Annotated in this window: 22 protein-coding genes; 5 read left to right on the plus strand and 17 right to left on the minus strand. The window is 42.0% G+C overall.

The annotated features are described in order from the left end of the window. Positions 1-99 precede the first annotated feature (99 nt). From ybgF to aspS, 15 genes are all read right to left on the minus strand, one after another. The gene (gene ybgF, locus GFB47_RS06780) at positions 100-861 is read right to left on the minus strand and encodes a tol-pal system protein YbgF (RefSeq protein WP_153447289.1); all 762 of its coding nucleotides are present in this window, start codon (positions 859-861) and stop codon (positions 100-102) included. Between the two features lie 12 nt (positions 862-873). After that, positions 874-1395 (minus strand): peptidoglycan-associated lipoprotein Pal, encoded by a 522-nt coding sequence (gene pal, locus GFB47_RS06785; protein WP_153447290.1) that lies wholly within the window; start codon positions 1393-1395, stop codon positions 874-876. A 37-nt stretch (positions 1396-1432) separates the two neighbouring features. Then, entirely contained in the window at positions 1433-2782 is a 1350-nt protein-coding gene (gene tolB, locus GFB47_RS06790; RefSeq protein WP_153447291.1) for a Tol-Pal system beta propeller repeat protein TolB, read from the minus strand. Positions 2783-2795: 13 nt separating this feature from the next. Beyond that, positions 2796-3791: a cell envelope integrity protein TolA gene (gene tolA, locus GFB47_RS06795; protein ID WP_407701674.1), complete on the minus strand. Its 996-nt coding sequence runs from the start codon at positions 3789-3791 to the stop codon at positions 2796-2798. A 1-nt stretch (position 3792) separates the two neighbouring features. After that, entirely contained in the window at positions 3793-4242 is a 450-nt protein-coding gene (tolR, locus tag GFB47_RS06800) for a protein TolR (protein ID WP_153447292.1), read from the minus strand. Positions 4243-4244: 2 nt separating this feature from the next. Then, a complete protein-coding gene (gene tolQ / locus GFB47_RS06805) occupies positions 4245-4931 on the minus strand; it encodes a protein TolQ (RefSeq protein WP_153447293.1) in 687 nt (228 codons plus the stop codon). Next, complete coding sequence (ybgC, locus tag GFB47_RS06810; RefSeq protein WP_407701698.1) at positions 4921-5352, minus strand: tol-pal system-associated acyl-CoA thioesterase; 432 nt, start codon at positions 5350-5352, stop codon at positions 4921-4923. Before ybgC ends, tolQ begins: the two co-directional genes overlap by 11 nt. A gap of 310 nt (positions 5353-5662) precedes the next feature. Beyond that, a complete protein-coding gene (locus GFB47_RS06815; RefSeq protein ID WP_225874248.1) occupies positions 5663-5944 on the minus strand; it encodes a cyd operon YbgE family protein in 282 nt (93 codons plus the stop codon). 13 nt (positions 5945-5957) lie between these two features. Then, the gene (cydX, locus tag GFB47_RS06820; RefSeq protein WP_153447296.1) at positions 5958-6065 is read right to left on the minus strand and encodes a cytochrome bd-I oxidase subunit CydX; all 108 of its coding nucleotides are present in this window, start codon (positions 6063-6065) and stop codon (positions 5958-5960) included. Between the two features lie 12 nt (positions 6066-6077). After that, complete coding sequence (cydB, locus tag GFB47_RS06825) at positions 6078-7214, minus strand: cytochrome d ubiquinol oxidase subunit II (RefSeq protein WP_153447297.1); 1137 nt, start codon at positions 7212-7214, stop codon at positions 6078-6080. A 14-nt stretch (positions 7215-7228) separates the two neighbouring features. Then, on the minus strand, positions 7229-8815 hold the full coding sequence (locus GFB47_RS06830; protein ID WP_153447298.1) for a cytochrome ubiquinol oxidase subunit I: 1587 nt from the start codon (positions 8813-8815) through the stop codon (positions 7229-7231). Between the two features lie 471 nt (positions 8816-9286). After that, the gene (gene ruvB / locus GFB47_RS06835) at positions 9287-10294 is read right to left on the minus strand and encodes a Holliday junction branch migration DNA helicase RuvB (protein ID WP_153447299.1); all 1008 of its coding nucleotides are present in this window, start codon (positions 10292-10294) and stop codon (positions 9287-9289) included. Positions 10295-10339: 45 nt separating this feature from the next. After that, the gene (ruvA, locus tag GFB47_RS06840; protein ID WP_153448174.1) at positions 10340-10957 is read right to left on the minus strand and encodes a Holliday junction branch migration protein RuvA; all 618 of its coding nucleotides are present in this window, start codon (positions 10955-10957) and stop codon (positions 10340-10342) included. A gap of 88 nt (positions 10958-11045) precedes the next feature. Continuing rightward, a complete protein-coding gene (ruvC, locus tag GFB47_RS06845) occupies positions 11046-11567 on the minus strand; it encodes a crossover junction endodeoxyribonuclease RuvC (RefSeq protein WP_153447300.1) in 522 nt (173 codons plus the stop codon). 124 nt (positions 11568-11691) lie between these two features. Continuing rightward, positions 11692-13464, minus strand: coding sequence for an aspartate--tRNA ligase (gene aspS / locus GFB47_RS06850; protein WP_153447301.1), 1773 nt, complete (start codon positions 13462-13464; stop codon positions 11692-11694). A gap of 444 nt (positions 13465-13908) precedes the next feature. On the opposite strand from aspS, the gene cmoA reads away from it, so the two are divergent. From cmoA to GFB47_RS06875, 5 genes are all read left to right on the plus strand, one after another. Then, a complete protein-coding gene (cmoA, locus tag GFB47_RS06855) occupies positions 13909-14637 on the plus strand; it encodes a carboxy-S-adenosyl-L-methionine synthase CmoA (protein ID WP_153447302.1) in 729 nt (242 codons plus the stop codon). Between the two features lie 57 nt (positions 14638-14694). Next, the gene (cmoB, locus tag GFB47_RS06860; protein ID WP_153447303.1) at positions 14695-15666 is read left to right on the plus strand and encodes a tRNA 5-methoxyuridine(34)/uridine 5-oxyacetic acid(34) synthase CmoB; all 972 of its coding nucleotides are present in this window, start codon (positions 14695-14697) and stop codon (positions 15664-15666) included. A gap of 122 nt (positions 15667-15788) precedes the next feature. Then, positions 15789-16565 (plus strand): ATP-dependent zinc protease family protein, encoded by a 777-nt coding sequence (locus tag GFB47_RS06865; RefSeq protein ID WP_153447304.1) that lies wholly within the window; start codon positions 15789-15791, stop codon positions 16563-16565. Positions 16566-16699: 134 nt separating this feature from the next. Then, complete coding sequence (locus GFB47_RS06870; protein WP_153447305.1) at positions 16700-18208, plus strand: inactive transglutaminase family protein; 1509 nt, start codon at positions 16700-16702, stop codon at positions 18206-18208. A 3-nt stretch (positions 18209-18211) separates the two neighbouring features. Beyond that, positions 18212-19189: an alpha-L-glutamate ligase-like protein gene (locus GFB47_RS06875; RefSeq protein ID WP_153447306.1), complete on the plus strand. Its 978-nt coding sequence runs from the start codon at positions 18212-18214 to the stop codon at positions 19187-19189. Between the two features lie 235 nt (positions 19190-19424). On the opposite strand, the gene GFB47_RS06880 is transcribed toward GFB47_RS06875, so the two are convergent. Beyond that, positions 19425-20003: a thymidine kinase gene (locus tag GFB47_RS06880; protein WP_153447307.1), complete on the minus strand. Its 579-nt coding sequence runs from the start codon at positions 20001-20003 to the stop codon at positions 19425-19427. A gap of 99 nt (positions 20004-20102) precedes the next feature. After that, positions 20103-21485, minus strand: a complete 1383-nt coding sequence (cysS, locus tag GFB47_RS06885; protein WP_153447308.1) for a cysteine--tRNA ligase — start codon at positions 21483-21485, stop codon at positions 20103-20105. Positions 21486-21508 lie beyond the last annotated feature (23 nt).

Consider the following 21508-nt stretch of genomic DNA (forward strand, 5'->3'; position numbering starts at 1 on the left):
ATTGATATAATCCCAATCGCGAGATGATTAAAAACAAAAACCATCGGTTAAGATGGTTTTCAATCAAGTAATAAGACATATTGAGCTATACACAAACTGTCACTGTAAACTGCCTTGCGCGAGTTTAGCCGCTGAAGAGTCTGGATATTCTTTAATGACTTGTTGGTAGTATTTTTTAGCGATATCCGCTTTATTGTTTCTCTTGGCGATATCACCCAGTTTAACCAAGGCATCTGGTCGTTTTGGTGATTTAGCTTCTGAGATCACAGCAGCAAAACTTCTGGCAGCATCGCCATCTTTTTTCTTAGCAAAATACAATTGGCCTAACCAATAATTCGCGTTACCAGACAAGCTAGAGTTTGGATATTGGGTTTTGAATTGTTGGAATGCGGTAATAGCGCCGTCATAGTTACGGTCTTTTAAAATCATATCAACCGCGGTTTGATAAGAAGATTGTTCGTCTTTGCTGGCATCAAACGTTGATGCTGGAATGGCAGCCACCGTTGATGTAACCGCCGATGCAGTGGTGGGCGCTACTTTGGCTTTTTTAACATCGGTACGCAGATTATCAAGCTCAATAAAGAGTTGACGTTGGCGTTCAACCAATTGCTTCATATCATAGTTACTACGTTCTATGGTGCCGCGTAGAGTGGTGATTTCTGCATTTTGCGCATCAACCTGTTGTTGCAGACGAGCTTGGACACGATTACTGTTATCAAGTAAACGCTGGACACGTTGAATGTCGGTTTCTGAACGGCTAGAGCTATTAACATCAGATACTGAAGTAGAAGCAGCAAGCGCAGGGCTTGCTGCTAATACGAGTAACGAAAGCGTAATAACTCGCTTTATGTTACTAAGCATAGATATCGCCTATTAGTAAACGATAACTGCGCGACGGTTTTTAGAATAAGCCGCTTCTGTTTGGCCCATTTCTAAAGGTTTTTCTTCACCGTAGCTTACGATAGAAATTTGGTCAGCTTGAACACCTAGTGCTTGGATATATTTAGATACCGCTTCAGCACGACGTTCGCCTAGTGCGATGTTGTACTCTGGAGTACCACGCTCATCAGCATAACCTTCGATAGTTACTTTAACATCTGGCATTGTGCTTAGGAATTTAGCGTGTGCTGCCAATGTATCTTCGTACTCAGAAGAGATTTCTGAAGTATCAAATTTAAAGAATACAGTAGAGTTTTCACGCAGTTTTTGTTGTGCAGCTGCGATATCTTGCTCAGACATTGCGCCATCGTCAACAACTGGTGTTGTTACTGCTGTTTCTTGTGAGCTCGTTTGTGAGTCAGTGTTGTTTGCTGCATCATCACTAGAACTACAAGCTGCAACGGTTAAAAGAGGCAGGGCAATAATTAAACCTTTTAGAATTTTATTAAGTTGCATGTATATCTTCCTTATATTGTAAAATTGTTATTCTTAATTATAAAAATGGAGACCAAGCAGGTGCTTTAACTCTCCCATTTGTCGCCGGTAAACGAGCTTTAAATCGACCATCAATCGAAACCATAGATAACACATTTCGGCTTTGATACATCGAGCTATAAATCACCATACTACCATTTGGCGCCAAACTAGGAGATTCGTCCAATTGCGTTTTTGTTAGCACTTGAACTGCTCCTGTTTCCAGATCTTGTTTCGCAATATTAAACCCATTTGAATTACGATTCACCATAATAAGGAATCGACCATCAGGGGTAATTTGCCCACCAAGATTCTGGCTACCTTGCCAAGTCAAACGAGTCGTCGCTTGATCTGACAAATTCACTTTGTAGATTTGCGGTAAACCACCTCTATCAGAAGTAAATATGAGTGACTGACCATCTGGAGTCCAAAATGGTTCAGTGTTATTCGCCCATCCCGTCGTGACTCTGTCTAACTTACGGGTTTGTAGGTCGAGAATATAAACTTGTAAACTGCCAGATTTGGATAGCACTAACGCTAATTTTTTACCATCTGGCGAAAATTCTGGCGCACCATTATGACGAGGGAATGCAGTTAGCACTTCCGATTTACCCGTATAGATGTCCATCATGTACAACTCTGCACGACCGGTTTGGAAACTGACATACGCCAATTTACGCCCGTCTGGTGACCAGGCTGGTGACATTAACGGTTGTTTAGAGCGTAAAACCAATCGTTCGTTGTAGCCATCATAATCGGCAATTCTTAATTGATACGGATAATTACTTTTACTACTTACAACAACATAGGCGATTCTGGTTAGAAATGCACCTTTTTCACCCGTTAGTTTCTCATAAACTAAATCCGAAATACGGTGAGCATACTCACGTAATCGCTTCGCCGGCACTACTGCGCGCTTATTTAATAGCAAATAATCTTTAGATAATACGAGTTTACCATCACTATCTAAGGCTTTGTTCTGACCATTATTCAGTTGACCACGCACAATATCAACTAATTGATAATTAATAATGTAATCACCTTTGTCATTTTGGCTAATCGAGCCAGTAACTAAGGAATCAACCCCCATTGAATTCCATTGCGAAAAATTAATTTCCGAATCCGAGTAAGGCGTTTGTGGCATTTTTGAGGTCGCGACAGGACTAAATTTACCGCTACGTTGTAAATCAGAGGCAATAACGGCGGCAACATCTTGAGGTATTGCGGTCTTTCCTGTCCATTGGAAAGGCACCACACCGATTGGACGGGCCGAATTGACACCTTCGGTAATCACAAGCTCTAGCGCTGCATTGGCCGTTTGGCTTGCAGTGAGCAGAATAAACAATCCTAGTAATATACGTTTAATCACTGATAATTCCTTTCTATTCAGGTTGAACGGTCAAGTTGATGTTTTTAAGTTGGTCAATCACATCTTGCTCGGTTGGCAATGGGAATGTCCCTACTTGAGCAACCGCTCGTTTAGCAGCAGAGCAAAGCCGCGCATCACCATCGATCGGCGATACTTTACTAATAATAGCGCCTTTGCCTGCTTGAACTAATCTAATATTAATTTTGCACGATTTACCTTTAAATGAATCCTCGGTTAACAATTTTGCTTGGATCATTTGGGTATAAATTGCGCCATATCTATCCAGTTCAGAACTGATATAACGTTGTCTCGCCACTGAAACCTGTGCTTTTTCGGCTTCAAGTCCGGAGAAAACATCATTTAAAGCTTCATCTTGCGCTTTCTTTTCTCTGGCTAATTTTGCTTTTTGCTCGGCTTTCGCTTGAGCGTCAGCTTTGGCTTTGGCATCGGCCTTAGCCTTCGCTTGTTTTTTTGCTTCTGCGTCGGCTTTAGCTTTTTGCTCGGCCGCAACTTTTGCAGCTTTGGCTTCAGCTAGAGCGGTTGCTTCTGCCGCTGCTTTTGCTTTCGCTTGACGTTGCGCTTCTGCCTTAGCTGCTTGTTCTTTGGCTACTTTCGCTTTTTGGGCTGCAACTTTTTGCTTTTCTTGTTCGATTTGCTTTTGTCGTTCGGCATCACGCGCTGCTTTGGCCGCTTCAACTTGTTGTTCTTTTTCCGCTCTTAAGCGCTGTTCTTCTTTCTTTCTATTCTGCTCAACTCGCTGCGCTTGTTGGCGTAGCTTTTCAATTTTCTGTTGTTCGGCTTTTTGGGCGGCTTCACGTTTTTCGCGAATACCTTTCGCTTGCTGTGCGATCGCTTTTGGATCAATCACCACCGCCTCTACCATTTTATGCTGCGGTTTTTTTTCAGTTTCAGAAAACCACGAGCCGCCCACAAGAAGCACTAGGATGATAATATGCAGAGCTATCGAAAACAATATAGCTGATTTGTATTCTTTGCTAAATATCAACAAATTAGCTGTTCTCTTTAATATCAGTGAGCAGACCGACTTTCTCTATGCCTGCTTTACTAAGTTGATCTAAGACCAAGACAACATCGGCATAAGAAGTCTTCGCATCTCCACCGACTGCCACTGGAGATTCAGGGTTAATGCTGCGTTCTGCTTTCACTCGAGTAACGACTTGGTCCATAGTGAGACCTCGGATCATATCCTCATCATTGACACTTAGTCCAAGCTGTCCTTTTTGGTTGATCTCAACAATAATAAAACTGGCACCAGAGTCACCGGCAATATCTGACGCTGGCTTAGCGCTTTCTGTTTTCGGCAATTCAACTTCCACCCCTTGGGTAACAAAAGGTGAGGTCACCATAAAGATAATCAATAGCACTAACATCACATCGATATAAGGGACGACATTGATTTCAGCTTTAAGTTGACGTTTTTTACGACCGTAACCCGCCATGATTATTCCTTATTCTCAGTCATAACTTGGCGATGTAAAATACTGTGGAATTCTTCGGCAAACGTAACGTAGTTATGCTCAAGCTTAGTCACTTGATTGGTTAAACGGTTAAATGCCATTACCGCAGGGATCGCCGCAAACAAACCCATTGCTGTAGCCACCAAAGCTTCCGCGATCCCTGGAGCGACCATTGCCAAGGTTGCTTGTTTTACCTGACCTAATGCGATAAACGCCGTCATAATACCCCATACCGTACCAAATAAGCCGATATAAGGACTAATTGAACCTACCGTAGCTAAAAACGGCAGTTGATTTTCAAGCTCATCGATTTCTTTTGAGAGTGTCACTCGCATTGTGCGACCTGCACCATCCATCACGTATTCAGCAGAAGCACCTGGCGTGCGGCGCAAACGGGCAAACTCTGTAAAACCTGCATAAAAAATTTGCTCGGTGCCAGTTAATTCATCTTTACGCCCTTTCACTTCTTGATAAAGCTTAGACAGATCGATACCTGACCAAAACTTATCTTCAAACGTTGAGGCATTTTTAGATGCTCGGTTGAGTAATTTACTTCTTTTTAGGATCACAGCCCAAGACAGCACCGACATTCCTAACAGAATAAGCATAACAAGCTTAACCAATAAGCTCGCTTGTAAAAAAAGGTCAAAAATTGAAATATCAGCTGACACGGGTTAACTCCAACATAATTGAGCTAGGGATAGCTTGTGGTTTCATTTTTGTAATGTTGACACAGGCTACCTTAACATTTGTTTTACACAACACTTTGCCATCAAGATTGACTAACTCCTGACAAAATATTATTGATGCTTTTTTAAGGCTAGAAATAGTGGTGATGACGTTTAACTGTTGATCTAACGTCGCGCCATGGATGTAATCGATATCCATATGGCGAACCACAAAACCAATCTCTTGTTCAAGTAGAGTAAATTGAGAAATGCCAAGCATGCGCAGTAGCTCAGTACGCGCGCGCTCAAAAAATTTGAGGTAATTAGAATGATATACAACGCCACCTGCGTCTGTATCTTCATAATAAATGGTAATTGGCCATTTGAATGCAGATGTTGCTTGTTCTTCCATGTCACTTCCCATCGACAATATATCTATTACTATTCACTATACAGTAAGTTACGAGATTCAATAATAACATACGTACAAATTTATCCAAAACAGACTCAATTGAACAGATATCGCTCACTTTTGCGTCATCTTCAGCTTATTACTAGTTTGAGCGGTGCACAATAGGCATTACAGCCTGGAAGATTAGCCACAAAGCCTTCCCTTTGCATCGTTTTTATTATGTTTAATATTTATTTCATAACCGTAGCGCTATAAATAAAAAAAGCACCATCGACGCAAGTTGTCGATGGTGCCACTTTGTTTATTTTATAATCAAATCTATTTATACAAAATACAGATAAGAAAAGAAGAGTAAGATCACACCAGAAATGTATGGGCTAAATAAACCCTGCCATAACCAGTAAATGGGTTTAAAACCAACACTGTAGATCATGGTGCTGCAAATTGACCAAATAAATAAGATGGTCAAAATCAAGTTAAAACCACCTACTTGCTCGGCATAAGCTTTTGGTAACCACATAAACATACTGATATGAAACATCGCAACAATAAAAAACAGGGCTCTAAAAAGAGCCCTATCCATTGGCGCGTGTATATCAGTCATTTTTTGACTAATATTATTCACGATCCTCGTCCATCATTTCTGAGTGCTCTAACCAAAGAGCATTGACAATACCGAATGCACAGGCGAGTAACACGCCTAGAATCCAAGCAAAATACCACATATTGATTGCTCCTTAGTAAAGTGAGTTTTTGTTCTCTTCGATGAATTTATCATCAATACGACCAAACATTTTGTAGTAAGTCCACGAAGTGTAGCCAAGAATAATCGGCACAAACACAGCGGCAACACCGGTCATAATTTCCAGTGTCAACAGACTTGAGGTCGAATCCCACATAGTAAAGCTATCATTAGGGTTCAAGCTTGATGGCATAACGAATGGGAACATGGCAAAACCAGCGGTTAAAATAACGCCAGCACAAGTCAAACTTGAAGCAACAAATGCCAATCCGCCTTTCTGTGCTTTAGTCGCAACCACAGCAAACAATGCCATCACCACACCTAATGCTGGAGCAATCCACATCAACGGGTATTCAACAAAGTTGTTCATCCAAGCACCTGGTTCACGTGCCACTTCTTTAAGAAGAGGGTTTGATGGACCATTGTGATCAATAACACTTTTCAATACATAACCGTCAATGTTTTGAACCCAGAAACCTGCTGCGATAAACAGTACTGCAACCGCTAGACCAGTAATAACCGATACTGCACGAGCACGTTGGTAAACCTCACCAGAAGTCTTCATTTGTAACCAAGTTGAACCTTGAAGTACAAACATTGACACACTGACCAAGCCACATACTAATGCGAATGGGTTCAGTAAGCCAAGCAAACCACCATGGTACTGAGACATCATGAAATCATTCAGTTCAAATGGTACGCCTTGAAGTAGGTTACCAAATGCCACACCAAAAATTAATGGTGGAACAAAACCACTGATTGAAATACAAATGTCCCAATTGTTACGCCATTTTGGTGTTTCAATTTTAGAACGGTAATCTAACGCGATTGGACGCAACCAAAGCGCGGCAAGTGTCAGACACATTGCAAAATAGAAACCAGAGAAAGAAGTCGCGTATACCATTGGCCATGCCGCAAATAATGCGCCACCAGCAGTAATTAACCAAACTTGGTTTCCATCCCAGTGCGGTGCGATTGAGTTAATCATCACGCGACGCTCTGTATCCGTTTTACCAATAAGTGGGACTAACGCGCCCACACCCATATCAAATCCATCTGTGATTGAGAAACCGATGAATAGTACACCGATCAATGCCCACCAGATAAATCGTAATGCTTCATAATCAAACATAAATGATCCCCTGCTTATACTTCAACTTGACGAGAAACTTTACTTTCTAAAGAAGTGTCGTTTTGCTCAAAGTGATAACGTCCTGTTTTCAAGCTACTAGGACCTTTACGTGCGAATTTAACCATTAGGTAAACTTCAGCCACTAAGAAGCACGTATACAGTGCAATAATACCAAAGATAGTGGTTAATACATCACCACGAGACAATGAAGACACCGCCATGTTCACTGGTAATATTTCACCTACCGCCCACGGTTGACGACCAAATTCAGCCACAAACCAGCCGGTTTCGATAGCGATCCAAGGCAGTGGAATGCTGCAAAGTGCCACTTTAAGGAGTAGAGGGTGTTGACCAATACGTTGACGACAAGTCTGTACAAAGGCAAAACCAAATACCAACAGCATCACAACACCACAAGCAACCATGATACGGAACGACCAGAATAACGGCCAAACCGTTGGGATCGAATCTTTCACTGCTTTATGAATTTGTTCTTCTGTTGCATGAGGAACATCATCGGTATAGCGCTTAAGTAGCATGCCATAACCAAGATCTTTCTTGCTTTCATCAAACGCTTTCACGTTTTCTGGTGACTTATCACCGGCACGTAGTTTCTCTAGTAAACCATACGCAATCATACCGTTACGGATACGACCTTCATGTTCAATTTGAAGCTGATCAATACCTTTAACTTGGGTATCTAATGAACGTGTCGCAATAATACCCATTAAATATGGGATCTCAATTGAGTATTTGTTGGTTTGCTCATCTTGGCTTGGGAAAGCAAATGCAGTGAATGATGCAGGTGCTTCTTGTGTGTGCCATTCTGCTTCAATTGCTGCAAGTTTAGTTTGCTGAACATCGCCTAATTCATAACCAGAATCATCGCCAAGTACTAACGTTGACATGATCGCAGCCATACCAAAAGAGGCAGCAATAGCAAATGAACGGCGAGCAAATGGAATGTCACGACCTTTTAGTAAGTAATAAGCACTTACGCCAAGAATGAACATTGCACCACAGGTGTAACCAGCAGAAACGGTATGGACAAATTTAACTTGAGCGACTGGGTTAAAGATCACTTCAGAGAAGCTCACCATTTCCATACGCATGGTTTCATAGTTAAAGTTTGCACCGACTGGGTTTTGCATCCAGCCATTGGCGATCAAGATCCACAATGCTGAGAAGTTAGAGCCAAATGCCACTAACCAAGTTACCACCAAGTGTTGACGTTTTGATAGACGATCCCAACCAAAGAAGAACAAGCCGACCATAGTTGATTCTAAGAAGAATGCAACCAGTGCTTCGATAGCCAGAGGGGCGCCAAAAATATCACCTACATAGTGCGAATAGTAAGACCAGTTAGTACCGAACTGAAACTCCATGGTTAGGCCAGTTGCCACACCAAGTGCAAAGTTGATACCAAAAAGCTTACCCCAGAACTTAGTCATGTCCTTGTAGATTTGCTTTCCAGTCATTACATAAACTGACTCCATAATGGCAAGTAAAAATGCCATACCGAGAGTCAAAGGAACAAATAGGAAGTGATACATCGCTGTCATTGCAAATTGCAACCGCGATAGATCAACAACATCAATCATGGTAACTCCTTTTTATTTCACCTACCTCATTAGAGGGTAACTGGCGATTAGGATAAGTAGTGTTAGTACCCTTTTGTAAAATAACCCGCAATACCGAGTTGTTACAAAAATGTACATAAATAGTTATTTTATGTTAAATATCAGCCAATTAAAGCTGCGCTAATATTACTTGTTAAATTCTCATGTTACAAAAGGTTTCTTGTTAATTTTTCTTTGATTTGAATCAAAACTCACTTATTCAATCAATCCGGTTTAGTAGAAATAGCCTGACAAGTTGTGTCAAATCATTAATGAGGAAAAATAAACACGCTTTAATCTAGAAAATAGCATCGAAAGGAATAAAAATAGGGAAACTGTAGCGCGGGGAATAGCAGATACATACAAAATAAAAGATAAGATAATTGTTCGTTAACATCACTAACAATTATCTTTTCTACAATGCGGTGTCGCTATTTTAAATTGAATGATAAATTATTTTCGATCGATACCAAAATGGAGGTAGGCACGATCACTGGCAATGCGCCCTCTTGGCGTGCGCTGCAAATAGCCTTGTTGGATAAGATAAGGCTCGATCACATCTTCAATGGTATCTTTTTCTTCGCCAATCGCCGCCGCTAAGTTATCTAACCCCACAGGGCCACCGGCAAACTTCTCCATGATCGCCAAAAGCAGTTTTCTATCCATATAATCGAAACCTTGATTATCGACATCGAGCATATTAAGCGCTTTATCGGCGGTGTCGGCGCAAATATGACCATTACCTTTAACTTCAGCGTAATCACGTACTCGACGTAATAAACGGTTAGCAATACGCGGTGTTCCGCGAGCCCGCCTTGCCACTTCTAATGCGCCATCATCGTCCATCGAAAGGCCAAGACAATCAGCGCTCCGTTTAACGATAAATTGCAGATCTTCAATTTTATAATATTCAAGACGTTGCACAATACCAAATCGGTCGCGTAATGGCGAAGTCAGTGAACCGGCGCGCGTGGTGGCACCAATTAAAGTAAATGGCGGTAAATCAATTTTGATTGAACGTGCTGCCGGACCTTCACCAATCATAATATCCAATTGGTAGTCTTCCATTGCAGGATAAAGGATCTCTTCTACCACTGGACTTAAACGATGGATCTCATCGATAAATAAGATATCGTTTTCTTCAAGATTGGTCAGCAAAGCGGCAAGATCGCCCGCTTTTTCTAACACCGGCCCCGAAGTGGTGCGAATATTCACTTCCATTTCATTGGCAACAATGTTGGCTAACGTGGTTTTACCAAGTCCTGGAGGCCCGAAAATCAATAAGTGATCAAGCGGTTCACTGCGCATCTGTGCCGCTTTTATGAAAATTTCCATTTGGTCGCGCACATGATCTTGCCCACGGTAATCTGCCAATTTTTTTGGACGTATTGCTCTGTCGATAATATCTTCATCGCGAAATATCGGATTTTCGGGAGCAATTAGGCGATCAGCTTCAATCATTTAAGACCTATATAACGTAGTTTAAGAGAGATTAAGTCGGGTATTTTATACCATTGACTTTAATGCTTCACGGATAATGTTTTCACTGCTCATGTCAGGCTTGGCAACCTGTGCGACAACTTTTGACGCCATCGGTGGTTTATAACCGAGTGAGATCAAGGCGCTGACCGCTTCTTCTTCCGCGTGTTGCGACGAAGACGTAAAACCAGAATCCATTGGCGCAGCATCAGTTGCAGGCGTAAACAAATCATGGCTGGTCCAGCCTTTCAATCTATCTTTCATTTCGACCACTAAGCGTTCAGCGGTTTTCTTACCTACTCCGGGTAATTTGACTAACGTGGTGACATCTTCATGTTCAACACAAGTGACAAATTGAGACGCGGTCATACCCGATAAAATAGCCAAACCGAGTTTTGGACCGACACCATTGGCTTTAATTACTTCGCGAAACAGCGCGCGTTCTTTCACGGTATTAAAACCATATAAAAGTTGTGCATCTTCGCGCACCACAAAATGGGTATAGATAATGGCTTCTTCATTAACATTGGGCAGCTCATAAAAGCAGCTCATTGGCATTTTGATTTCATAGCCGATGCCTGCAATTTCAATTAATACTTCCGGTGGTTGTTTTTCTATAATATTGCCACGTAAACGACCAATCACACCACTTTCCTTCTTAAACTTGATTATATCGCCAATCATAATAAGTTACTGGATAAACATCCAGTACATATTAAATTAAACTGCACATTTATCGATACCTGCCACGCCGAGCACCGCTGGCTTTACCGGCTAACGCTATTAAGGTCTTATTGGTATTAGCATGACAAATTGCTACGCCTAATGCATCGGCGGCATCGGCTTGTGGTTTGGCCGACAATTTCAACATACTTTGCACCATATGTTGAACTTGTTCTTTGGTAGCTGCGCCGGTTCCCACTACCGATTGCTTGATTAATCGTGCCGCATATTCATACACTGGCAAATCGACATTTACGGCAGCCACAATCGCGCTGCCACGAGCTTGACCAAGCTTTAACGCCGAATCAGGGTTTTTGGCCATAAACACTTGCTCGATAGCAAATACATCTGGCTGAAACTGGGTAATAATTTCTGAAACGCCCGCATAGATTTGCTTTAAGCGCCCCGGTAATTCTTTTTCAGACATACGAATGCAGCCACTGCCTAAATACTGCAAATGTCGGCCTTCTTGTCGGATCACGCCATAGCCTGTAATGCGAGAGCCAGGATCGATACCGAGGATAATGGTCATGGTTTTCCTTGTGGCAACAAAGCCATTATAAACAAAAACACCTACACACTAATCAATAGAATGTAGGTGTTAATTAGTAAACCCTTGCGCTCACTTGAGCATAATAAAGGTTATGTTATTTTTCTTAGGTGTTGTCTTTTGCAATCGCAACCGCAATCGACAACTCTTCTAATGCTGCTGGGTTTGCCAGACTTGGCGCATTAGTTAACGGACATGCTGCAGCCGTAGTTTTAGGGAAGGCAATAACGTCACGAATATTATCAGTACCACAAAGTAGCATCACTAAGCGATCCAAACCAAACGCAAGACCAGCATGAGGAGGCGTGCCGTATTTTAGTGCATCTAATAGGAAACCAAACTTCAAGCGTTGCTCTGTTTCTTCAATACCGAGCAAACCAAATACTGCCGATTGCATTTCAGTGTTGTGAATACGAACAGAACCACCACCCACTTCATAACCATTGATCACCATATCGTAAGCATTTGAAATCGCGCTAGCAGGATTAGCAAGCAATTCTTCAGCTGTTAGGTTTAATGGCGATGTGAATGGGTGGTGCATCGCATGCAAATTACCCTCATCATCTTGTTCAAACATTGGGAAATCAATCACCCAAAGTGGTTTCCAAGCAGCATTATCGGTTAATTCTAGATCGTTACCTAATTTAACACGCAGCGCACCCATGGCTTCAGATACAATATTGGCTTTATCTGCGCCAAACAAAATAATATCGCCAGATTGTGCGCCGGTACGCTCTAAAATACCTTTAATCACTTCTTCATTCAGGAATTTAGCTACTGGTGATTGAATACCTTCCAAGCCGGCATCCAGATCGTTGACTTTCATCCAAGCCAAACCTTTGGCGCCGTAAATACCCACAAAGCTGCCGTACTCGTCAATTTGCTTACGAGAAAGCGACGCGCCACCTGGTACTCGAATAACCGCAATACGGCCTTTTTCATCGTTTGCAGGGCCGGCGAACACTTTAAATTCAACATCTTTTACTAGGTCGGCAACATCGACAAGTTCAAGTGGGTTACGTAAATCAGGCTTATCTGAACCAAAACGACGGATCGCTTCAGAGAATGGCATGATTGGGAAATCACCAAGGTCAACATTCAGCAGCTCTTGCCACATGTCACGCACCATAGTTTCAGTTACGCCGCGCACTTGCTCAGCCGACATAAATGAGGTTTCAATATCGATTTGAGTAAATTCTGGTTGGCGATCGGCGCGAAGATCTTCATCGCGGAAACATTTTACAATTTGGTAATAACGGTCAAAACCCGACATCATCAGCAATTGTTTAAATAGCTGAGGTGATTGTGGCAATGCGTAAAAGCTGCCTTTATGCACACGACTTGGTACTAAGTAATCACGCGCACCTTCTGGCGTGGCTTTGGTTAATACTGGCGTTTCGATATCAAGGAAGCCGCTATCATCTAAAAAGCGACGTACAAAGCTAGAAGCTTTGGCGCGCAACTTAATACGGTCGCTCATTTCAGGGCGACGTAAATCGATGTAACGATATTTTAAACGTTGCTCTTCTGAGTTAGTTTGGTTGAAATCCAATGGCAGCGCTTCAGAGCGGTTGATGATTTCAAGACCAGTGGCATACACTTCAACTTCGCCAGTCGCCATATCTTTATTGATTTGCGTATCAGGACGAGCGCGAACTTCACCGGTTAATTTAATGCAAAATTCATTACGCAATTGGTTCGCTTGAGCGAAAATTTCGGTCATATCTGGATCGATGACAACTTGAACAATACCCTCACGATCACGCATATCGATAAAGATAAGACCGCCTAGATCACGACGGCGATTAACCCATCCGCAAAGTTCTACAGTTTGTCCCGCAAGGGCTTTGTTCAGGTGACCACAATACTGGGTGCGCATAATGAATTTCCCAATCTCTCTAATTTAGTGTTCGAATGACGACAAACTCTCTGTAATACAGAAAATGCCGTCCGGATTTATATCTGACTATTTATACTTGGAAAGACAACAAAAATCGACCACTACCGAAATAATTTGTTTGATTTCCATCGTTTTCATTTAACAAGCGAGAATAACTGGTCAATTGTTATTCAGATCATCGTTCACCATAAGAGAAAGCGGTTAATGCGCACAAACGACAATCGAGTTCCTCACGCAAAATTGGAAACACTATTTGTTCAAACAAACAACAATTGGCGTCCATCTTTTATCCATTTGTGTCAACTCGGTAAAATAATGACAAATATCCCCTTTCAGCCATAGCAGAAGCACGCAAGTTGCCTTAAAATAACCATTCAATATTTAAGCATTTGTTTGCCAAACTTAGCTAGTAAGCGAGAACGTATGACTCAACGTGATAGGATTTTTTCAGCCCCAATTGAGAAAATGGGTGACTTTACTTTTGATGAGAAAGTAGCCGAAGTCTTTCCTGATATGATCCAACGTTCGGTACCAGGCTACAGCAATATTATTTCTGCCATTGGTATGCTGGCGGAACGCTTCGCCAAACCTAGCTCGAATGTTTATGATTTAGGTTGTTCACTTGGTGCGGCTACGTTGTCTATGCGTCGTCATATTAATCAAGAAAACTGTCAAATCATTGCGGTGGATAACTCTCCTGCCATGGTCGAGCGCTGTAAATTGCATATCAATGCCTATCGCTCCGACACCCCTGTTACTGTGGTTGAAGCCGATATCCGTAACATGGTTATCGAAAATGCATCTGTGGTGGTTTTAAACTTCACTCTGCAATTTTTGACCCCCGATGATCGCCTCACTTTGCTAGAAAGAATTTATGACGGTCTACGTCCAGGCGGCATTTTGATCTTGTCGGAAAAATATATTTTCAAAAACAACGAAGCGAATGAGTTATTGATCGACTTACACCATGATTTTAAACGCGCCAACGGTTATAGCGAACTTGAAGTCAGTCAAAAACGCAGTGCGATTGAAAACGTGATGAAACCAGACAGTATCGACACTCATAAAGCCCGCTTTAAAAGCATCGGTTTTAGCAGTTACGAAGTATGGTTCCAGTGCTTTAATTTTGGTTCGATGTTTGCCATCAAGTAATACCACTCGACTGACGCGTAAACACGCTCTATACATTCACTTAAAAAAGATAATTTTATGTTTAACTTTGCTAGTTTTTATCAACTTATTGCTCAAGACCAACGCCTTCAACCTTGGTTAAATACGCTGCCGCAGCAATTAACCGATTGGCAAAATGCCGAACATGGTGATTTTGAACGTTGGGTAAGAGCGTTAAATAAAATTTCAGACCAGCACCCAGATAACATTGAAATTAGCAAGGAAGTGCGGATCACTAACAACCAAGCATTGGCGATTGGCGAACAAAAAAAACTTGAGAGCCTATTACGCACATTTCACCCTTGGCGTAAAGGTCCATATCATGTACACGGCTTAAATATTGATACCGAATGGCGCTCCGATTGGAAGTGGGACCGTGTGTTACCGCATATTTCTGATCTGACCAATCGCTCAGTGCTCGATGTGGGCTGTGGTAATGGTTATCACATGTGGCGTATGTTGGGCGCAGGCGCGCGAATGTGTGTCGGTATCGACCCTTCCCACCTATTTTTAATCCAGTTTGAAGCGATGCGTAAATTAATGGGCAGCGACCAACGCGCTCATCTTCTGCCACTCGGTATCGAGCAATTACCCGAACTCAAAGCCTTTGATACCGTGTTTAGTATGGGCGTGTTGTATCATCGCCGCTCACCACTTGATCATTTATACCAACTTAAAAACCAGTTAGTGTCTGGTGGGGAATTGGTGCTTGAAACCTTAGTGATTGAAGGAGATGAAAACGCCGTTTTAGTGCCAGTCGATCGCTATGCTCAAATGCGTAATGTTTATTTCTTCCCATCGGCAAAAGCGTTAAAAATGTGGTTGGAAAAATGTGGTTTCATTGATGTTAAAATTGTGGATGAAAATACCACATCTGTCGGTGAACAGCGCACAACTGATTGGATGACGCACAATTCTCTACCCGATTATTTAGATCCAACCGATCCAAGTAAAACCATTGAAGGTTACCCTGCGCCGCGCCGTGCAGTTTTAATTGCCACTAATCCTTAAATTTTTGCTCGTGATCACTCAAGCTTTATCATGAGTGCTTCACCTCATGAATTAGATCGGCTAAACTTTTACTAACAATAACTTAACTTATTGCACTAATATCAAGGATGATGATTTTTAGTATGTTCAAAGTAACAGCAAGTCTCGCACTACTTTCACTACTTTCTGCTTGCACATTAGTAGATGGTGACCAATATTCACAAAAAACACTCGATGCAATGGCAAAGAGTGATCAGAAGTTGTCTCAACAACTAGAATCAGTAAATTTAAACTTGAGTAATCAAACCGATTATATCGAAAGTTTAGAGTCTTCTATCATCAACCTCACCAACGAAGTTGAAGTACTCAAGAAAAACCAACGTACTACCAGAGTCAGCTCCCCTACTCGTGCAGCAACATCAAGCAGTAACAAAGACAAACCAGAGTTGCTTGCCAGTACCGTGCCCAATTTAAAAGCCGGTATGATTGCGTTGGGCTCTTTGGAGCATCTTTATATCGATGTGGTTAAATCAGAATTTACAGCGCGCATCGATACCGGTGCCACCACCTCATCCATCAACGCTGTCGATATGCAAGAGTTTGACCGTAACGGTAAGCGTTGGGTTAAGTTCCATGTGTCTGATGATAGCGATCCTAAGGCCCGTAAATGGGTTGAAGCGCCGATTATACGCCATGTCAAGATTCGTCAATCAAGTAGCGATCAAGTAGAACGTCGTCCTGTGGTTGAACTTTGGATTCAAATTGGCAAGGTACATGAAAAAGCACAATTTACCCTTGCAGACCGTTCACAAATGGATTATCCAATACTTTTAGGAAGGGAATTCATTCAAGATATTGCCGTAGTCGATGTGAGCCGTAAATTCATACAGAAAAAACATCATGCTGAAACTAAAAAATGATCTTTCGTCATTATAAAGTGACAAGACATTGATTAATTTAGGTATACTAACAACAATTAATATAAATATTACCCAACGCAATTGAAGCTATAATTTCAATACAACATGGGTATAGACTGATTTAAGGAAAAATTATGACGTCTAAAGTAGCCTTTTATTTTCTCATTGCCATTTTGGTCGCCACTGGGGTAACGCTCAGTGTGATGCGCCATCAAGACTATGGCGTACCTTGGACTCCAGGTGAAACACGACAAGTCTGGGATATCGAAGCGCGAGTGGAATTTCTTGCCTCTGATGGTCCGGTTAAAGTTTCTTTAGCCGCTCCTCATACTCAAAATGGATTTACCTTAGTGGATGAAAGCGCTTCATCTCCTGGTTATGGCCTTTCTTATATCAAAACCGATACTGGTCGCCGCGCTGAATGGTCTATTCGTCATGCAAACGGCCCACAAACGATTTATTATAAAACCCAGTTTTTAGTTGATCCACAAGCGCACGTATCAACAATACCGCCAGTGGCTAAGGATTTTGTTGAGCCAACACTCACAGGCCCTCAGCAAGCTGCAGCAACTTCAATTTTAAACCAAGCATCACAACGCTCATCGGATAATACCACTCTCACCCGTGAGATTATTAAACAGTTTAATGACCCTGATAATCAGAATGCTTCTTTATTGCTTGATGATATGAATAAAGTCGATGCCATTTCTAAATTATTAGCCACCTCAAAAATCTACAACAAAACCGTGGGTGTGTTAGAAATGGAAGATGGTCGTCGTCGCCAGTCTATTATTCCTATGATAGAAGTTTGGGATGGCAATGCATGGCAGCTCTTTAACTCCGACACCAATGAGCAAGGCGTGAGTGACAACATGCTTATTTGGGATGAATCGAATGTATCATTGCTGGATGTTATTGGCGGTAAAAACAGTAAAGTTTACTTCTCCATGCTCTCGCATGACGTGTCACCAACCAATGCAACCAAACAAAAAATTGTTGCGGATAAATTATTAAACTTCTCGATTCACAGCTTACCGCTAGAAGAGCAGTCTATGTTTAAGACCATAATGCTTATCCCTATCGGGGCATTTATTGTGGTGTTCTTACGCGTGTTAATCGGTCTAAAAACCTCTGGTACTTTCATGCCAGTATTGATCGCAGTAGCGTTTGTTCAGACTCAACTGTTACCCGGCATTGTCGGTTTCCTATTAATTGTCGGTACTGGTTTAATCATCAGGGGATATTTATCCAAACTTAACCTACTTCTGGTGTCGCGAATATCCGCGGTGATCATCACGGTAATATTGATCATCTCGGTCTTTACTATAGTGGCGTTTAATATCGGTTTAACTCAAGGTCTGACTATTACATTCTTCCCAATGATCATCTTGTCTTGGACGATTGAACGTATGTCTATTCTATGGGAAGAAGAAGGTGCGAAAGAAGTGGTTATGCAAGGTGGTGGTTCGTTACTTACCGCTGTGATTATTTATCTTGCGATGACTAACCCATATGTCCAGCATTACACCTTTAACTTTATCGGTACGCAGTTCATTATCTTAGCTTGTATTTTATCTCTCGGTAACTACACCGGCTATCGCTTACTTGAGCTGAGAAGATTCAAACCACTTGCGGAGGACTAAATTATGTTTTCTATGTTTACCTCACCGCAAAAGCTAAACGCGAAAGGCGTGATGGGTATGAACAAACGTAACGGCGCCTATATCGGGCGCTACAACGACCGTTCAAAATACCCGTTAGTAGATGATAAATTAAAAACCAAAATCATTGCCCAAGAACACGGCGCAACCGTACCTAAACTGATTGGTGTGATTACCCAACAGGCGCAAGTGAGAACGATTCATGCCATGGTCGATAAATGGCCTGGCTTTGTAATAAAGCCTGCTCGAGGTTCGGGCGGCAAAGGTATTTTGGTTATTATCTCGCATAAAGATGGTGTTTATATCAAACCCTCTGGACAAGCGATCAACAAAGAAGATGTCGAACGTCATATCAGTAATGCATTGGCGGGTTTATTTTCTTTAGGCGGTAAAAACGATGTTGCCGTGGTTGAGAACTTGATCAAGTTTGATGATACTGCCTTTGAAGGTTATAGCTATGAAGGCGTGCCAGATATTCGCGTGATTGTGTTTCAAGGCTACCCAGTAATGGCGATGATGCGTTGCTCTACAGCTGCTTCTGATGGTAAAGCCAATTTACACCAAGGCGCAGTAGGTGTCGGTTTAGATATTGCCACCGGACGCGCCGTACGTGCGGTTCAATATGATCGCCCTATCGCTAATCACCCTGATACCGATAAACCATTGAATGGCTTGATCGTGCCGAACTGGGAAAAGTTATTAACTTTAGCCTCCAGTGCGTGGGAGATGACTAGCTTGGGATACATGGGCACCGATATGGTACTCGATAAAGAAGAAGGCCCAATGGTGCTTGAATTGAATGCCCGTCCGGGTTTAGCCATTCAAATTGCCAATGGCGCAGGTCTACTGCCTCGTTTACATCATATAGAAAGTTTGGGTACACCCGTTCTAGCCAACTACCCGAAACCGGCAGAGCGCGTCGCTTATGCTGCCGAGCAGTTCGCAGCCAAACCGCAGTTCTAAGCTTTATACTCGTTAAATGTAAAAGCCGCCGATATTTTTATATCGGCGGCTTTTTTGTCTTTGCTTACAAATAATACAAATTGTCTTATACCAATTCCATAAATTTAATGATCGTTCAAAATTGAGTACAGAGAAAAGTGTCAAAGGCCATAAATGGCCTTTTCTCAAGCGACCAAGGACGGATCAGCGTCTTTTCGGCATATTCAGATTGATCAAATATTAAATGAAATTGGTATTACTTACCTAGCGCTTCTTTGTAATGCATGCGGCATACTGAATCGTAGCGATCGTTACCCCCGATGGCGACTTGATCCCCTTCGGCTATCGCGACCCCATTTTCATCCATGCGCACCACCATATTGGCTTTACGTCCACAATGACAAATGGTTTTCAATTCGATTAATTTATCCGCCCAAGCGAGTAAATACTGACTGCCTTCAAATAACTCACCTAAGAAATCACTGCGCAGTCCATAGCATAATACCGGAATATGCAATTTATCGACCACTTCAGATAATTGATACACTTGTTGCTTGGATAAAAACTGACATTCATCGATCATAATACAATGAATTTTCTCAGCCTGGTTCAATGTTTTAACCGCGCTAAACATATCGGTGTTAGCGTTATACAAATGCGCATCCGATTGCAAACCAATACGCGAACTCACTTTACCCACGCCATCGCGATCATCAATTTCAGCAGTAAAAATCACTGAATTCATGCCACGTTCGCGATAGTTAAATGAAGATTGTAATAAAGTTGTCGATTTGCCCGCATTCATTGCCGAGTAATAGAAATACATCTGAGCCACAAGAAATACCTATTCGAAGTCTGTAGTTATAAAAAATATAGTTATAAAAAAGGCTGGTTTTTCACCAGCCTTCCCTTTTTAAAATGTATCGGTATCCGTTTATTTACGACGCCAAGTAGTGCCTTGTGCGCCATCTTCAAGCTCAATACCAAGCTCATTTAACTTATCACGTGCCACATCGGCATTAGCCCAATCTTTGTTGGCACGAGAATCGTTACGTAATTTGATCAGGGCTTCAATTTCAGCCACTTCATCTTCATTACCGGCATCGCCTTTTAAGAAGCTGTCTGGGTCTTGATGCAAAATACCAATCACATCCGCCAGTTCACGCATTAATGCGCCCAATGCTGAAGCTTTGTCCATATCAAGTGTTTTCAAGCGGTTAACTTCACGCGCCATATCAAACAAAACTGAATAAGCTTCAGGGGTATTAAAGTCATCATTCATTGCGCTGCTAAAACGGGCAACAAATTCTTCACCACCAGCAGGCGCAGCATTAAGATCTAAACCGCGTAATGCCGTGTATAGACGCTCAAGAGAAGCTCGTGCTTGATTCAGGTTTTCTTCACTGTAGTTTAACTGACTGCGGTAATGTCCCGACATTAAGAAGTAACGCACAGTTTCGGCATCATAATGCTGTAATACATCACGAATGGTAAAGAAGTTACCCAGTGATTTAGACATTTTCTCACGGTCAACCATCACCATACCGCTGTGCATCCAAGTATTCACATAAGGGGTATCGTGAGCGCAGCAAGATTGAGCGATTTCATTTTCATGGTGCGGGAATTGCAGATCAGAACCGCCACCATGAATATCAAAATGTTGGCCTAAAATAGACGAGTTCATGGCCGAACATTCAATATGCCAACCAGGGCGACCAGGCCCCCAAGGTGATTCCCATGTTGGCTCACCAGGTTTAGACATTTTCCACACTACGAAATCCATCGGGCTGCGTTTAGCGCTGTCGATATCAACACGAGCACCAGCTTGCAGTTGCTCGAGATCTTGACCGGATAATTTGCCGTATTGTTCAAATTTTTTCACTTCAAACATCACATCACCATTGCTGGCAACATAAGCAAAACCACGTTCAATTAAACGTTCAACCAAGTCAATAATTTCTGAGATAAAACGAGTCGCACGAGGCTCAACATCAGGGCGTTTAATATTTAACGCATCGAAATCGGCGTACATTTCTTCAATTAAACGCTCAGTCAATGAATCGCAAGTTTCTTTGTTTTCCGCTGCGCGGTTGATGATTTTATCGTCAATGTCGGTAATGTTACGCACAAACGTTAGGTCGTAGCCTAAAAAGCGTAAATAGCGTGAAATAACATCAAAAGAGACAAAAGTACGACCATGACCAATATGACAGAGATCGTAGATGGTTACCCCACAAACATACATGCCAATCTTGCCAGCATGAATGGGTTTGAATTCCTCTTTCTGTCGGGTCAATGTGTTATATATTCTTAACATGATCTCTATCTATTGATTGGGTA

It is taken from the genome of Vibrio algicola, assembly GCF_009601765.2.
GTDB lineage: Bacteria > Pseudomonadota > Gammaproteobacteria > Enterobacterales > Vibrionaceae > Vibrio > Vibrio algicola.

What these genes read in the sequence shown, in the direction of transcription:
- ybgF (WP_153447289.1), bottom strand. Translation starts at nt 861, where the DNA reads ATGCTTAGTAACATAAAGCGAGTTATTACGCTTTCGTTACTCGTATTA.
- GFB47_RS06870 (WP_153447305.1), top strand. Translation starts at nt 16,700, where the DNA reads ATGACGTCTAAAGTAGCCTTTTATTTTCTCATTGCCATTTTGGTCGCC.
- ruvB (WP_153447299.1), bottom strand. Translation starts at nt 10,294, where the DNA reads ATGATTGAAGCTGATCGCCTAATTGCTCCCGAAAATCCGATATTTCGC.
- ybgC (WP_407701698.1), bottom strand. Translation starts at nt 5,352, where the DNA reads ATGGGAAGTGACATGGAAGAACAAGCAACATCTGCATTCAAATGGCCA.
- pal (WP_153447290.1), bottom strand. Translation starts at nt 1,395, where the DNA reads ATGCAACTTAATAAAATTCTAAAAGGTTTAATTATTGCCCTGCCTCTT.
- cydB (WP_153447297.1), bottom strand. Translation starts at nt 7,214, where the DNA reads ATGTTTGATTATGAAGCATTACGATTTATCTGGTGGGCATTGATCGGT.
- cysS (WP_153447308.1), bottom strand. Translation starts at nt 21,485, where the DNA reads ATGTTAAGAATATATAACACATTGACCCGACAGAAAGAGGAATTCAAA.
- GFB47_RS06830 (WP_153447298.1), bottom strand. Translation starts at nt 8,815, where the DNA reads ATGATTGATGTTGTTGATCTATCGCGGTTGCAATTTGCAATGACAGCG.
- ruvC (WP_153447300.1), bottom strand. Translation starts at nt 11,567, where the DNA reads ATGACCATTATCCTCGGTATCGATCCTGGCTCTCGCATTACAGGCTAT.
- cmoB (WP_153447303.1), top strand. Translation starts at nt 14,695, where the DNA reads ATGTTTAACTTTGCTAGTTTTTATCAACTTATTGCTCAAGACCAACGC.
- GFB47_RS06815 (WP_225874248.1), bottom strand. Translation starts at nt 5,944, where the DNA reads ATGACTGATATACACGCGCCAATGGATAGGGCTCTTTTTAGAGCCCTG.
- GFB47_RS06875 (WP_153447306.1), top strand. Translation starts at nt 18,212, where the DNA reads ATGTTTTCTATGTTTACCTCACCGCAAAAGCTAAACGCGAAAGGCGTG.
- GFB47_RS06865 (WP_153447304.1), top strand. Translation starts at nt 15,789, where the DNA reads ATGTTCAAAGTAACAGCAAGTCTCGCACTACTTTCACTACTTTCTGCT.
- cydX (WP_153447296.1), bottom strand. Translation starts at nt 6,065, where the DNA reads ATGTGGTATTTTGCTTGGATTCTAGGCGTGTTACTCGCCTGTGCATTC.
- aspS (WP_153447301.1), bottom strand. Translation starts at nt 13,464, where the DNA reads ATGCGCACCCAGTATTGTGGTCACCTGAACAAAGCCCTTGCGGGACAA.
- tolR (WP_153447292.1), bottom strand. Translation starts at nt 4,242, where the DNA reads ATGGCGGGTTACGGTCGTAAAAAACGTCAACTTAAAGCTGAAATCAAT.
- cmoA (WP_153447302.1), top strand. Translation starts at nt 13,909, where the DNA reads ATGACTCAACGTGATAGGATTTTTTCAGCCCCAATTGAGAAAATGGGT.